Genomic DNA, 13422 nt, shown 5'->3' with positions numbered 1-13422 from the left:
CGCATTTCGCGCAAGCTCCGATTGACAGAAACTTAACAATCGGTCACAAGCGCGTCCAAGTCATGCCCACTCTCGGCTCCCACAATCTGCGTAACAACCTGTTCGTCGCCCCCATGGCCGGCGTAACCGACCGGCCGTTCCGGCAACTGTGCAAACGGCTGGGCGCGGGCTATGCGGTGTCGGAAATGGTCGCCTCGAACGCGCAGTTGTGGAAAAGCGAAAAAACCATGCGCCGCGCCAACCACACGGGCGAGGTCGAGCCGATCGCCGTGCAGATCGCCGGCGCCGATCCGGCCATGATGGCCGAAGCCGCTCGCTACAACGTGGCGAACGGCGCGCAGATCATCGACATCAACATGGGCTGCCCGGCCAAGAAGGTGTGCAACGTGGCCGCGGGTTCCGCCTTGCTGCAGAACGAGCCGCTGGTGCAGCGCATCGTCGAGGCCGTGGTGGGCGCAGTGGGCGTCGGGCCGGATGCGGTGCCCGTCACGCTGAAGATCCGCACCGGCTGGGATCGCGACAACAAAAACGCTTTGACGGTAGCGCGTCTGGCCGAAGCCGCCGGCATTTCCATGCTGACCGTGCACGGCCGCACCCGCGCCGACCTGTATCACGGCGACGCCGAATACGAGACCATCGCTGCCGTCAAAGCAGCGGTGCGCATTCCGGTGGTCGCCAATGGCGACATCACGTCGCCGCAAAAAGCCCGCGAGGTGCTCGCCGCTACCGGCGCCGACGCCATCATGATCGGCCGCGCCGCCCAGGGGCGTCCGTGGCTGTTTCGCGAGATCGAGCATTTCCTGCAAACGGGTGAGTTGCTGCCGCCGCCGCGCATCGACGAAATCCAGCAGGTGATGAACGAGCATCTCGAAGATCACTACGCGTTCTACGGCGAATTTACGGGCGTGCGCACTGCGCGTAAGCATATCGGCTGGTACACTCGCGGCCTTTCTGGCGCCAACGTGTTCCGGCACCGTATGAATACGCTGGACACCACGCGCGAACAACTCCTCGCCGTCAACGAATTCTTCGACGCCCAAAAGGCGATTTCCGACCGCCTCGTCTACGTCGACGAGACGCTCAGCAAGAACGACGGCGAGCCGGACCATACCGACCGACTAGCAGCATGAGCAAGAACAATATCGAACAATCTGTCCGCGACAGCCTGGGGATGTATTTCCAGGATCTCGACGGCTCCAATCCGCATGACGTCTACGACATGGTTATTTCATGCGTGGAAAAACCCTTGCTCGAAGTGGTGCTCGAGCAGGCCGGCGGCAATCAGTCGCTGGCCGCCGAGTATCTCGGCATCAACCGCAATACGCTGCGCAAGAAGCTGCAACAGCACGGTTTGCTGTAGTTCGTTGTAGTTTCAAGCGCCCTGCCACGTTTCCCTTCGGCTTTTCGTCTTCATCATGATCAAGCAAGCGCTCATCTCCGTTTCCGACAAGTCCGGCATCGTCGACTTCGCCAAGTCGCTGTCGGACCTCGGCGTCAAGATCCTGTCGACCGGCGGCACCGCGAAACTGCTCGCGGACGCGGGCCTCTCCGTCACCGAAGTCGCCGACTACACGGGCTTCCCGGAAATGCTGGACGGGCGTGTGAAAACGCTGCATCCGAAGGTGCACGGCGGCATTCTGGCGCGCCGCGACCTGCCGGAACACATGGCAGCGCTTGAAAAGCACGACATCCCGACGATCGACCTGCTGGTCGTGAATCTGTACCCGTTCGTGCAGACCGTGTCGAAAGAAACGTGCTCGCTGGAAGACGCGATCGAGAACATCGACATCGGCGGCCCGACCATGCTGCGTTCGGCCGCGAAGAACCATCGCGACGTGACCGTCGTGGTTGATCCGACGGATTACGCGGTCGTGCTCGACGAAATGCGTGCAAATAGCAACGCGGTTTCGTACAAGACGAATTTCCGTCTGGCCACCAAGGTGTTCGCGCACACCGCGCAGTACGACGGCGCGATCACGAACTACCTGACGAGCCTCACCGACGAATTGCAACACTCGTCGCGCAACACGTACCCGGCTACCTTCAACCTGGCTTTCGACAAGGTGCAGGATCTGCGCTACGGCGAGAACCCGCACCAGAGCGCCGCGTTCTATCGCGATCTGTCCGTGCCGACTGGCGCACTGGCGAATTACAACCAGTTGCAAGGCAAGGAACTGTCGTACAACAACATCGCCGATTCCGATGCAGCGTGGGAATGCGTGAAGACGTTCGACGTGCCGGCCTGCGTGATCGTCAAGCACGCGAATCCGTGCGGCGTGGCAGTGGGCGCGGACGCGGACGAAGCGTATGCGAAGGCGTTCCAGACCGATCCGACCTCGGCGTTCGGCGGCATCATTGCGTTCAACCGTGAAGTCGACGAAACGGCGGCGCAAGCGGTGGCCAAGCAGTTCGTCGAAGTGCTGATCGCCCCGTCGTTCAGCACGGCGGCTCGTCAGGTGTTCGCGGCCAAGCAGAACGTGCGTCTGTTGGAAATCGCCTTGGGTGACGGTCATAACGCGTTCGATCTGAAGCGCGTCGGCGGCGGCCTGCTGGTGCAATCGCTCGATTCGAAGAACGTGCAGCCGCACGAATTGCGCGTGGTCACGAAGCGTCACCCGACGCCGAAGGAAATGGACGACCTGCTGTTCGCATGGCGCGTCGCGAAGTACGTGAAGTCGAACGCGATCGTGTTCTGCGGCAACGGCATGACGCTCGGCGTCGGCGCGGGCCAGATGAGCCGCGTGGACTCGGCGCGTATTGCGAGCATCAAGGCGCAGAACGCCGGTTTGACGCTGGCGGGTTCGGCGGTGGCGTCGGACGCGTTCTTCCCGTTCCGTGACGGTCTGGATGTGGTGGTTGCAGCAGGCGCAACCTGCGTGATTCAACCGGGCGGCTCGATGCGCGACGACGAAGTGATCGGTGCAGCAGACGAGCACAACATCGCGATGGTGGTGACCGGCGTGCGTCATTTCCGGCATTGAATTCGACTTCGCGGGCGGCGTCTTTGTGATGCGATGCTCGCCTGCGTAGCTTGCGCGAAACGGCCCGGTGGAGTTTTCCGCCGGGCCGTTTTGTTTTGGAACACCGACCGCCACACGGCGCGTTCGTTGTAGTATCGCAAGCACCTGGTTTTAACCGCATACGCGGCACCTCATGAGAATTCTCGGCATCGACCCCGGCTTGCGCGTAACCGGCTTTGGCGTAATCGATCAAACCGGACACACGCTCAGCTACGTCGCAAGCGGCGTGATCAAAACCGCCGACGCCGATCTGCCCTCGCGTCTCGGCACCATCTTCGAAGGCATTTCGACGCTGATCCGCCAGCACTCGCCGGATCAGTCGGCGATTGAAAAGGTGTTCGTCAACGTCAATCCGCAATCCACCCTGTTGCTTGGTCAGGCGCGCGGCGCGGCGATCTGTGGACTGGTGGCGGGCGGCGTGCCGGTCGCCGAATATACGGCGTTGCAGTTGAAGCAGGCTGTGGTCGGTTATGGCCGCGCGACCAAGGAGCAGATGCAGCAGATGGTGGTGCGGCTGCTCAACCTCTCCGGCGTGCCTGGCACTGATGCCGCTGACGCCCTCGGCATGGCGATTTGCCACGCGCATGGGGGCTCGACGCTGAGTACGCTGGGTGGGATTGCGCCTTCGTTGGCGAAGAAGGGTTTGCGGGTACGGCGCGGACGGTTAGTGGGGTAGGCTCTCAGTTCCGGCTCGCCAGCGCCAACCGGCAAGCTAGTCCGGCAAACACCGTCCCCAACAAATACTGCGGCACGCGCGACGGTCTGCGCCCCGCACCGAGCTTGCGGCTCAGCTTGCTCGCCATCAGAATAACGGCGCCGTTCACACAGAAGCCGATCAGATTCAGCACGGTCGCGAGCACCATGATCTGCAACGCCACCGAGCCCGCTTCGGGCCGCACGAACTGCGGAAATAGCGCGAGCACGAACAGCGCGACTTTGGGGTTCAGCAAATTGGTGAAGAGACCCTGCCGGAAGATGCGGCCGACCGGATAACGGCTCATCGACGCATTCGGCGACAGCACGGTGCCTTGCGTGCGGAACGTCTTCCAGGCGAGATACAGCAGGTAGGCGGCGCCTGCGAAACGCACGACATCGTAAGCCATCGGCACGGCCAGAAACAGCTGCGACAGGCCGAAAGCGGCGGCTAGTGCATGACAGTATGTGCCGACCAGAATACCCGCCAACGAGGCGAAACCAGCAGGACGTCCCTGGCTCACGCTGCGCGAAGCGATCAGCAACATGTCGGGGCCGGGTGTGGCGGTCAACGCGAGACACGCGCCGGCAAACAGCGCGAGAGTGGTGAGGCTCAGCATGGAAGCTCCTTCAGGTTGTGCCGGGCGAGAACCCGCCAAAAGGGATCTCAGTCTAGGGAGCTGCAACACGCTGGTCAACCGCGATTGCGCATAATGCAGCGCGCTACTGCGCAGCTTGCCGACGCGCCACCGCGCACCCACTGCGCTACACTCGCCCTTTCTCTCAAGATTGAATCCGCCATGATCGGTCGCATTGCCGGCGTTCTGCTGGAAAAAAACCCGCCGCATCTACTCGTCGACTGCAACGGCGTCGGTTACGAAGTCGATGTGCCGATGAGCACGTTCTACAACCTGCCGTCGACCGGTGAACGCGTCGTGCTGCTCACGCAAATGATCGTGCGTGAAGACGCGCATCTCCTCTATGGCTTCGGCACCGCCGAAGAACGCTCGACGTTCCGCGAACTGCTGAAGATCACAGGCATCGGCGCGCGTATGGCGCTCGCCGTGCTCTCCGGCATGAGCGTGCATGAGCTGGCGCAGACCGTCACGATGCAGGACGCCGCGCGCCTGACTCGCGTGCCTGGCATCGGCAAGAAAACAGCGGAGCGGCTGCTCCTCGAACTGAAGGGCAAGATCGGCGCCGACCTGGGCGCACTGGCAGGCGCGGCGTCGGCATCCGACCACGCCTCAGATATCCTGAACGCACTGATCGCATTGGGTTACTCCGAAAAAGAAGCGTTGGCGGCCCTCAAGAACGTGCCGGCCGGCACCGGCGTTTCCGAAGGGATCAAGCTCGCGCTGAAGGCGTTGTCCAAGGGTTAAGAGCTTATGCCGTGACGGTGGCGCCGCGTGCGATCAGTAAAGCTTCGCACACGACGGCGCGGCGCACACCCTGGCCGTTCGGCCGAGTTTCGCAACGGGCGGGGCGCGGTACAATGACCGCATGATCGAAACCGACAAACTCGCCGCCGAGCGCATCATCGCGGCCACGCCCGTCTCGCCGAACGAAGAAGCGTTCGAGCGCGCGCTGCGCCCGCGCCAGCTCGAAGAATATGTCGGGCAGGAAAAAATACGCGGTCAACTGGAAATCTTCATCGAGGCTGCCAGGCGCCGGTCGGAATCGCTCGACCACGTGCTGCTGTTCGGGCCGCCGGGTCTCGGCAAGACCACGCTCGCGCACATCATCGCGCGGGAAATGGGTGTCAATCTGCGGCAAACGTCCGGCCCGGTGCTTGAACGCGCCGGCGACCTCGCTGCATTGCTCACCAACCTCGAAGCCAACGACGTCCTGTTCATCGACGAAATCCACCGGCTCTCGCCGGTCGTCGAAGAAATTCTGTATCCGGCGTTGGAGGATTATCAGATCGACATCATGATCGGCGAAGGGCCGGCCGCGCGCAGCGTGAAGCTGGATCTGCAGCCGTTCACGCTGGTCGGCGCAACCACCCGCGCGGGTATGCTGACCAATCCGCTGCGCGACCGCTTCGGTATCGTCGCACGGCTCGAGTTTTATAACGCCGAAGAGTTGGCGCGCATCGTCACGCGTTCGGCATCGTTGCTACATGCGCAGATCCACCCGGATGGCGCATTCGAAATCGCCAAGCGCGCACGCGGCACGCCGCGGATCGCGAACCGGCTGTTGCGCCGCGTGCGCGATTTCGCAGAGGTGAAAGCGGACGGCAACATCACCGCTCAAGTGGCGGACGCGGCACTCAAGATGCTCGACGTGGATGCGGTCGGCTTCGACCTGATGGACCGCAAACTGCTCGAGGCGATCCTGCACAAATTCGACGGTGGCCCGGTCGGCGTCGACAATCTGGCAGCGGCAATCGGCGAAGAGCGCGACACGATCGAAGACGTGCTCGAACCGTACCTGATCCAGCAAGGCTTCCTGCAGCGCACGCCGCGCGGCCGCGTCGCCACACTGCTCACGTACCGGCATTTCGGTCTCGCCGCGCCGGATGCTTCGAGCCCCATATCCGGCCTGTGGGATGCGGCCGCGACCTGAGCCGGATGCGCGAGTTGAAATAACTCGCGCCGTTTAACGCCCCGGTTCCGGCACCCTCTTCTTGAAGCTATCGTCATCGCTCGGCGCGTCGAGATGCGACACGTCCGCCCACGACACGATCGTCGCCTTGCTGGCGTCGTCGGCATAATCCACCACGTTGACGCTCGTATTCAGCAACGCGTAATCACGCGGCGCATCGAGTGACAAACCGCACGCAAAACGACGTACGCAATCGAGCACACCGCCATGCGCGACCACAGCGATCCGGCCGCCCGGATGCGCGGCCACCAGAGGCTCGATCGCGTGCAGCACGCGGTGATAGAGCGTGCGCTGCGATTCACCTTCAGGCGGCGCGAAGCCAGGATCGCGGGTTTGCCAGTGCGCGTACTCATCAGGGAAACGGACGGCGATTTCGTCGCTGTCATGCCCCTGGAACGCACCATACGAACGCTCACGCAAACCTTCACGCAGTTGCAGCGGCAGGCCGAGCGCGTCGGCGATCGGCTGCGCGGTTTGTTGGGCACGTTGCAGATCGCTCGAATAGATCGCGTCGAGCCGTGCGCCCTCTTTCACCTCACCCGCGATGCGGCGTGCAAGGCGTTGCGCCTGCGCGAGGCCGGTCGTCGCGAGCGGAATGTCGATGTGACCTTGAATGCGCTTGATGCGGTTCCAGTCGGTCTCGCCGTGGCGGATGAACAGAATCTGCGTAGTCATGGGATGAGCGTGGGCGCCAGTAGCCGGTTATGCCGAGCCGCTATTGTCGCAAGAAGCGGCTGGAGGAGTGGAAGCGTGCCGCCGCGTACACCATGCGGCAGCAGTGGAAGCTCAAGCGTTCGTCTGCAGCCAGAACGTGACCGGTCCGTCATTGACTAGCGACACCTGCATATCGGCGCCGAACTCGCCTGTCTCGACGATCGGGTGCTTGGCGCGCGCTGCCGAGACGAAGTAATCGAATAGCCGCTTTCCCTCGTCGGGCGGCGCGGCGGGCGTGAAGCTGGGACGCAGGCCGCTGTTGGTGTCGGCAGCCAGCGTGAACTGCGAAACGAGCAGCAAGCCGCCTGCGCGCCCGGCGCCGTCGAGATTCTGCACGGAGAGATTCATCTTGCCGGCCGCATCGCTGAAGACGCGATAGCCGAGCACCTTGGCGAGCAGCCGGTCGGCTGCAGCCTCCGTGTCGCCACGTTCGGCGCATACGAGCGCGAGCAGGCCCGCCTCGATTGCGCCGATCACGCGGTCGTCCACGCGCACTTCCGCGCGGCGAACGCGCTGGATCAGCGCGATCATCGGCTCGACTCCGAATGCAACAACGCTCGGGTCACCATCGTGTTATTTCTGAGCCATCAAGCCGTCAGCGTGACACGCGCAAAACGGCGCTTGCCGACCTGCACGACGTACTCGCCGGCTTCGACCTTCAGGCCCTTGTCGGACACGGTCGTGCCGTCGATCTTCACGCCACCCTGCTCGATGTTGCGCAGCGCCTCGCTGGTCGACGGCACGAGGTTGGCCTGCTTGAGCAACTGGCCGATTGCGAGCGGTGCGCCCGCGAGCGTCACGGCCGGAATATCGTCCGGCACGCCGCCCTTCGCGCGATGATTGAAGTCCTCGAGCGCGCGTTCGGCATCGGCTTGCGAGTGGAAGCGCGCGACAATTTCCTGACCGAGCATCACCTTGAAATCGCGCGGATTGCGGCCCGCTTCGATTTCCTTCTTGAAGCCGGCGATCTCGTCCATCGGACGGAACGACAGCAGTTCGAAGTAACGCCACATCAGCACGTCGGAAATGCTCATTAGCTTGCCGAACATGTCGGTCGGCCTTTCGCTGATACCGATGTAATTGTTCTTCGACTTCGACATCTTCTCGACGCCGTCCAAGCCTTCGAGCAAGGGCATCGTCAAGATGCACTGCTGTTCCTGACCGTACTGCTTCTGCAGTTCACGGCCCACCAGCAGATTGAACTTCTGGTCCGTGCCGCCGAGCTCGAGGTCGGCATTCAGCGCGACCGAGTCGTAGCCTTGCATCAACGGGTACAGGAATTCGTGGATCGAGATCGGCACGCCGCCCTGGAAACGCTTGGTGAAATCTTCGCGCTCGAGAATCCGCGCCACCGTGTAGCGCGAGGCGAGCTTGATCATGCCGTCGGCACCGAGCGGCATCGACCATTCGCTGTTGTAGCGGATTTCAGTCTTGTCGCGGTCGAGCACGAGTGCTGCCTGCTCGAAATACGTCTTCGCGTTCGATTCGATCTGCTCGCGCGTGAGCGGCGGGCGCGTGGCGTTGCGGCCCGACGGATCGCCGATCAGCGAGGTGAAGTCGCCGATCAGGAAAATCACCGTGTGACCGAGATCCTGCAACTGGCGCATCTTGTTCAGCACGACCGTGTGGCCGATGTGGATGTCCGGCGCGGTCGGATCGAGGCCGAGCTTGATACGCAGGGGCACACCGGTGGCCGCGCTCTTCGCGAGCTTCTGTGCGAATTCTTCTTCGATCAGCAGTTCGTCGACGCCGCGTTTGGTGACGGCGAGTGCGTGACGGACTTCGTCGGTGATCGGGAAGGCGGGGCTAGGCTTGGTGGACTCGGTGCTCATGCTGGAAACGTGAAGTCGCGAAAAAAGGAGATTGTCCCATAGATGCGCGCCGCCGCGCCCACTGACTCGGCTACAGGCGCGCCGTCGAAGCATGATTTCGGCTTGCCGGGACGCGCCATTGGCACTGTGACGCTTTATATTCGACCGCGCTTGCGCCGATAATCTGCTAAAACAGATCGCAACGAATCATCGAGAGGAGCAACAACGTGGCGCAAGACCCCGCAGACGGCGTCTACTTGGGATTGATGTCCGGCACGAGCATGGACGGCGTGGACGGTGTTGCCGTCAGATTCGCGAAAGGAAAGCCGCCGGTGGTGCTGGCCGAGGCGTTTGTCGGCTTCGCGGCAGGCTTGCGCGACGCGCTGTTCGCGCTTCAACAGCCGGGGGACAACGAGATCGAACGCGAAGCGCTGGCCGCCAATGCGCTCGCCACGCGCTACACGGTGTGCTGCCACGAACTGCTGGGAGCCAGCCGTGTTCCGGCCTCGGAAGTCCGTGCAATCGGCGTGCACGGTCAGACGGTGCGGCATCGGCCGGAAAAGGGTTACACGCGGCAGATCAACAACCCCGCGCTGCTCGCGGAAATGATGCACATCGACGTGGTCGCCGATTTTCGCAGCCGCGACGTCGCGGCCGGCGGCCAGGGCGCGCCGCTCGTGCCGGCGTTTCACGCCACGGTGTTCGGCGCGAAAGACGAAACGCGGGTGGTCTGCAATCTCGGCGGCATCAGCAATATTACGATCCTGAACGCGACCGGCGGCGTGCGCGGTTTCGACTGCGGACCGGCGAACGCGCTGCTCGACGAATGGGCGCAGCGCCATCTCGGCAAGCCTTTCGACGAAAACGGCCATTTCGCTGCGGGCGGACAGGTCGATCGCACGTTGCTTTGTGCATTGCTCGACGAACCCTTTTTCACGCAACAACCACCGAAAAGCACCGGCCGAGACCTGTTCAACCCGCAATGGCTGGATGCCAAGCTCCAACCGTTCGCCGCCCTCGCTCCCGCCGACGTGCAAGCGACACTGGTCGCGCTAACCGCAGTAACGGTTGCCCGCGAAATCGAACGGCATGCGTCGGACGCCAAGGCGGTCTATGTGTGTGGCGGCGGCGCGCGCAATCCGGAGATTCTGAAGGCCCTGCGACAGGCGCTGGAAGACAGCGGTGTAAGCGGCGTGCCCGTGATGACAACCGACGCGCTCGGCGTCCCGCCGAGCCAGGTCGAGCCGCTGGCGTTCGCATGGCTGGCGATGCGTTGCGTGGCGCGCTTGCCGGGCAATTTGCCGGCGGTCACTGGCGCCGCTGCCGAGCGCGTGCTCGGGGCGATCTACCCGCGTTAAGCCAAGAGCCTGGCTTTCAGCGCAGGCAACAAAAAACGGGGCCGAAGCCCCGTTGCTTTTACATCCTGTCGCCTAACCGGCCAACCATCAAACCGAGAACGACGAGCCGCAACCACAGGTGGTCGTAGCATTCGGGTTCTTGATGACGAACTGCGCGCCGTTGATGTCGTCCTTGTAGTCGATCTCAGCGCCGACCAGGTACTGGTAGCTCATCGAATCGATCAGCAACTGGACGCCGCTCTTGTTCATGACGGTGTCGTCTTCGTTGACGGCTTCGTCGAACGTAAAACCGTACTGAAAGCCCGAGCAGCCGCCGCCCTGCACGAAAACGCGCAGTTTGAGGTCCGCATTGCCTTCTTCTTCGATCAGTTGCTTGACCTTGTCAGCCGCTGCGTCGGTAAAAACGAAGGGGGCGGGCATCTCGGTCACGGGTGTATCGGTGACTGCGTTCATTCGAACTCTCCAAAAAGCTTCTAACCGCTATTGTAGGGCTGATCTCGATATCGTGCCGAAGCCCACAAAATCAATGGGTTCTTCCAGCAAATTCAATAGTCGGCCCTGATGCCGCCACCAGCCTGCCTGAGCAGACCGCGTCGGCACCTCCGGCAACAAAACCCTTACCGCGAAGCCTCGCCGCGAGCAAATAAAAAAAGCCGCCTTCGCGAAAGCGTTGGCGGCTTTTGCAGCATTCCAGCCCGAAAGCCGGATTGCACACGAAGCGATTAACGCTTCGAGAATTGCTTCCGGCGACGTGCCTTGTGGAAGCCGACCTTCTTACGTTCGACTTCACGAGCGTCACGCGTCACGAAGCCAGCCTTCGACAGTTCCGGCTTCAGCGTTGCGTCATAGTCCATCAGCGCGCGGGTGATGCCGTGGCGAACCGCACCAGCTTGACCCGTTTCACCGCCACCGTTCACGTTGACTTTGATGTCGAACGTGACGCCGTGGTTCGTGAGTTCCAGCGGCTGACGCACGATCATCAGCGACGTTTCGCGCGAGAAGTAATCGGCGATAGGCTTGCCGTTTACAATGATCTCGCCCTTGCCAGCCTTGATGAAGACGCGTGCGACGGCGCTCTTGCGGCGGCCCGTGCCGTAATTCCAGTTACCGATCATGTGGGCTCCCCTTAGATCTCGAGCGCTTTCGGCTGTTGTGCCGAATGCGGATGCGTTGCTTCAGCGTAGACCTTCAGCTTCTTGATCATCGCGTAGCCGAGCGGGCCCTTCGGCAGCATGCCCTTGACCGCTTTCTCGAGCGCACGGCCCGGGAAGCGTTCTTGCATCTTGCCGAACGTCGTTTCATAAATACCGCCCGGGTAACCCGAGTGACGGTAGTACTTCTTGTCAGTAGCCTTGTTGCCCGTGACACGCAGCTTGCCGGCGTTGATAACGATGATGAAATCACCGGTGTCGACGTGCGGAGTGAATTCAGGCTTGTGCTTGCCGCGAAGACGGTGTGCCACTTCGCTGGCGACACGCCCGAGAACCTTATCCGTCGCGTCAATCACGTACCATTCACGCGTAACCTCATGGGCTTTTGCGGAAAACGTCTTCATGATCGATCCAAAAAAATTGCTGCGCCCAATGTATTTTTTCCTGCTTGTAGTGTGCGCATCGAGGCGCGTGCAGGCTCTCCCTGGTTCTTCCTCCGCGGGCGCGGATGCGGAAAAGCTCTGAATTATAAAGGAATTTGTCACGCGGAGTCAAAGCTTGCGGGGGTTTGGGCGAGAAATCGGGCGATCCGGCGCCCGGAAATGGCCATTTGCCCTTCCCGTTCGCCCCGAATCCGGCGTTCGCGAGATCGAAGCCGTGGGCGAAAAAAAACCCGAACGAGCGGTTCGGGTTTAATCCACCAAAGGAGGAGGTGGAGGAGACAGCGGAGGTTGCAGAACTGCTGCAACCGATGGAATCGATTATATGAGGCGCCCTTGTGCGACGCAAGAACATTTGCATTGTGAAATTCGATTTTACAATGTGGCAGACGGGCTCACCGGCCAAAAAATTCTGAATTCCTTTTAAAATCAATGGCAAAAACCCTTTTAAGAGCTTGCATACACAGACATCATCTAGAGTAAAACCCCTAAACGCGTCAGGGCATTCCCGAATCGCCGAAACATGCCGCACCGCAACACGCAAGCGGTCATCGGGCATAAGTTCCAGCGAAAGTCCCTTCGGGCGGACGCGCAAACACCGGGCTACAATGCGTTTTCGATATAAGCGAAGCGCGGTGGAGCACAGCATGGAATGCAAAGTTAGCTGGATGGGGCAAGACGGAATGGCATTTGCGGCCGAGACGGGCAGCGGTCATCTGGTCACGATGGATGGCGCGCCGGAAGGCGGCGGCCGCAATCTCGCGCCGCGTCCGATGGAAATGGTTCTGCTCGGCACGGGCGGCTGCACGGCTTACGACGTCGTCATGATCCTGAAGAAAAGCCGCCAGGAAATCGCCGGTTGCTCGGTGACGCTGAAGGCCGAACGCGCCAGCGAAGATCCGAAGGTGTTCACCAAGATTCACTTCCACTTCACCGTGACGGGCAAGAATCTGAACCCGGCTACCGTGGAGCGCGCGATCAATCTGTCGCACGACAAATACTGCTCGGCGTCGATCATGATCGCGAAGACTGCTGAACTCACGCACTCGTTCGATATCGTCGCGGGTTGAGCGCGGCGCGTCGGCTTCTGCGCGGATAGCCGCGCATTTAGCCTAGCCGGTGCGCACAAATAAAAATGCCGGCGTCCACACGGACGCCGGCATTTTTTGTTGGGTGGCAAAGCAAGCCGATAAGCCGGATTCTGTGCACGCGCCACGTCCGAAAACACGACGCGCGTAGCAGTCATTCCTCTAGGCGCGCCATTACTGACGCGCTCAAGCTTCCTACCCGCAGACGTGACGGGGGCCCCGTCCTGCATCTCGAAGATGCTAGCCTGCCTACTTGGAATTGCTCCGGGTGGAGGTTACCGTGCCGGTCTGCCTTGCAGCAGCCGCGGTGCGCTCTTACCGCACCGTTTCACCCTTACCTGATCCCGGCTTGCGCCGGGCCATCGGCGGTTTGCTTTCTGTTGCCCTGTTCCGCGTGTCACCACGGATGGCCGTTAGCCATCACCCTGCCCTATGGAGTCCGGACTTTCCTCGCCCTCTTTGGCCGAAACCGCAGAGGCCGCGACTGCCTGGCCTGCTTTGCTGGGGCGCATTTTAACACTGCGGCGAATAGGGTGCGGC

At 61.8% G+C, this 13422-nt stretch carries 16 protein-coding genes and 1 other RNA gene; 8 read left to right on the top strand and 9 right to left on the bottom strand.

Annotated elements, in window-relative coordinates; genetic code table 11:
* Nucleotides 1-62 precede the first annotated feature (62 nt).
* The 4 genes from dusB (at nucleotide 63) to ruvC (ending at nucleotide 3696) form a co-directional block, all read left to right on the top strand.
* Nucleotides 63-1130 carry a tRNA dihydrouridine synthase DusB gene (dusB, locus tag P3T25_RS38575; protein WP_266258654.1) on the top strand — a complete coding sequence of 356 codons (1068 nt, stop codon included), beginning with the start codon at nucleotides 63-65 and terminating at the stop codon, nucleotides 1128-1130.
* Nucleotides 1127-1360: a Fis family transcriptional regulator gene (locus P3T25_RS38570; protein ID WP_007180440.1), complete on the top strand. Its 234-nt coding sequence runs from the start codon at nucleotides 1127-1129 to the stop codon at nucleotides 1358-1360. Before dusB ends, P3T25_RS38570 begins: the two co-directional genes overlap by 4 nt.
* Nucleotides 1361-1415: 55 nt before the next feature.
* The gene (gene purH, locus P3T25_RS38565) at nucleotides 1416-2981 is read left to right on the top strand and encodes a bifunctional phosphoribosylaminoimidazolecarboxamide formyltransferase/IMP cyclohydrolase (RefSeq protein ID WP_429362384.1); all 1566 of its coding nucleotides are present in this window, start codon (nucleotides 1416-1418) and stop codon (nucleotides 2979-2981) included.
* A gap of 172 nt (nucleotides 2982-3153) precedes the next feature.
* A complete protein-coding gene (ruvC, locus tag P3T25_RS38560; RefSeq protein WP_097390381.1) occupies nucleotides 3154-3696 on the top strand; it encodes a crossover junction endodeoxyribonuclease RuvC in 543 nt (180 codons plus the stop codon).
* 4 nt (nucleotides 3697-3700) lie between these two features.
* On the opposite strand, the gene P3T25_RS38555 is transcribed toward ruvC, so the two are convergent.
* Entirely contained in the window at nucleotides 3701-4333 is a 633-nt protein-coding gene (locus tag P3T25_RS38555) for a LysE family translocator (protein ID WP_408517133.1), read from the bottom strand.
* A 180-nt stretch (nucleotides 4334-4513) separates the two neighbouring features.
* Here P3T25_RS38555 and ruvA point away from each other — a divergent pair, with 180 nt between their 5' ends.
* Nucleotides 4514-5095: a Holliday junction branch migration protein RuvA gene (gene ruvA, locus P3T25_RS38550; RefSeq protein ID WP_429362381.1), complete on the top strand. Its 582-nt coding sequence runs from the start codon at nucleotides 4514-4516 to the stop codon at nucleotides 5093-5095.
* A 121-nt stretch (nucleotides 5096-5216) separates the two neighbouring features.
* Nucleotides 5217-6281, top strand: a complete 1065-nt coding sequence (gene ruvB / locus P3T25_RS38545; RefSeq protein ID WP_154558075.1) for a Holliday junction branch migration DNA helicase RuvB — start codon at nucleotides 5217-5219, stop codon at nucleotides 6279-6281.
* A 33-nt stretch (nucleotides 6282-6314) separates the two neighbouring features.
* Here the strand turns inward: ruvB and P3T25_RS38540 are convergent, their stop codons facing one another.
* From P3T25_RS38540 to tyrS, 3 genes are all read right to left on the bottom strand, one after another.
* Nucleotides 6315-6995, bottom strand: a complete 681-nt coding sequence (locus tag P3T25_RS38540; RefSeq protein ID WP_200618176.1) for a histidine phosphatase family protein — start codon at nucleotides 6993-6995, stop codon at nucleotides 6315-6317.
* Nucleotides 6996-7106: 111 nt separating this feature from the next.
* Nucleotides 7107-7565: a D-aminoacyl-tRNA deacylase gene (gene dtd, locus P3T25_RS38535; protein ID WP_429362378.1), complete on the bottom strand. Its 459-nt coding sequence runs from the start codon at nucleotides 7563-7565 to the stop codon at nucleotides 7107-7109.
* 56 nt (nucleotides 7566-7621) lie between these two features.
* Complete coding sequence (tyrS, locus tag P3T25_RS38530) at nucleotides 7622-8866, bottom strand: tyrosine--tRNA ligase (protein WP_154558077.1); 1245 nt, start codon at nucleotides 8864-8866, stop codon at nucleotides 7622-7624.
* 206 nt (nucleotides 8867-9072) lie between these two features.
* On the opposite strand from tyrS, the gene P3T25_RS38525 reads away from it, so the two are divergent.
* Entirely contained in the window at nucleotides 9073-10203 is a 1131-nt protein-coding gene (locus tag P3T25_RS38525) for an anhydro-N-acetylmuramic acid kinase (protein WP_168435534.1), read from the top strand.
* An 87-nt stretch (nucleotides 10204-10290) separates the two neighbouring features.
* On the opposite strand, the gene erpA is transcribed toward P3T25_RS38525, so the two are convergent.
* The 4 genes from erpA to P3T25_RS38505 form a co-directional block, all read right to left on the bottom strand.
* Nucleotides 10291-10656: an iron-sulfur cluster insertion protein ErpA gene (gene erpA, locus P3T25_RS38520; RefSeq protein WP_007180424.1), complete on the bottom strand. Its 366-nt coding sequence runs from the start codon at nucleotides 10654-10656 to the stop codon at nucleotides 10291-10293.
* Between the two features lie 269 nt (nucleotides 10657-10925).
* Complete coding sequence (gene rpsI / locus P3T25_RS38515; protein ID WP_007180423.1) at nucleotides 10926-11318, bottom strand: 30S ribosomal protein S9; 393 nt, start codon at nucleotides 11316-11318, stop codon at nucleotides 10926-10928.
* A gap of 11 nt (nucleotides 11319-11329) precedes the next feature.
* A complete protein-coding gene (gene rplM, locus P3T25_RS38510) occupies nucleotides 11330-11758 on the bottom strand; it encodes a 50S ribosomal protein L13 (protein WP_007180422.1) in 429 nt (142 codons plus the stop codon).
* Entirely contained in the window at nucleotides 11730-12353 is a 624-nt protein-coding gene (locus P3T25_RS38505; RefSeq protein WP_429362375.1) for a hypothetical protein, read from the bottom strand. The genes rplM and P3T25_RS38505 overlap by 29 nt, the downstream gene beginning before the upstream one ends.
* Nucleotides 12354-12441: 88 nt before the next feature.
* Between P3T25_RS38505 and P3T25_RS38500 the strand changes: the two genes are divergently transcribed.
* Nucleotides 12442-12864, top strand: coding sequence for an OsmC family protein (locus tag P3T25_RS38500; RefSeq protein WP_063497318.1), 423 nt, complete (start codon nucleotides 12442-12444; stop codon nucleotides 12862-12864).
* Between the two features lie 104 nt (nucleotides 12865-12968).
* Here P3T25_RS38500 and rnpB read toward each other — a convergent pair.
* An RNA gene (gene rnpB, locus P3T25_RS38495) (RNase P RNA component class A) lies at nucleotides 12969-13382 on the bottom strand.
* Between the last annotated feature and the right edge of the window lie 40 nt (nucleotides 13383-13422).

The organism is Paraburkholderia sp. GAS32 (assembly GCF_050434225.1).
GTDB lineage: Bacteria > Pseudomonadota > Gammaproteobacteria > Burkholderiales > Burkholderiaceae > Paraburkholderia > Paraburkholderia madseniana.
The sequence above is the reverse complement of the archived record's forward strand: the minus strand, read 5'-3'. Positions and strand labels throughout refer to the sequence as shown.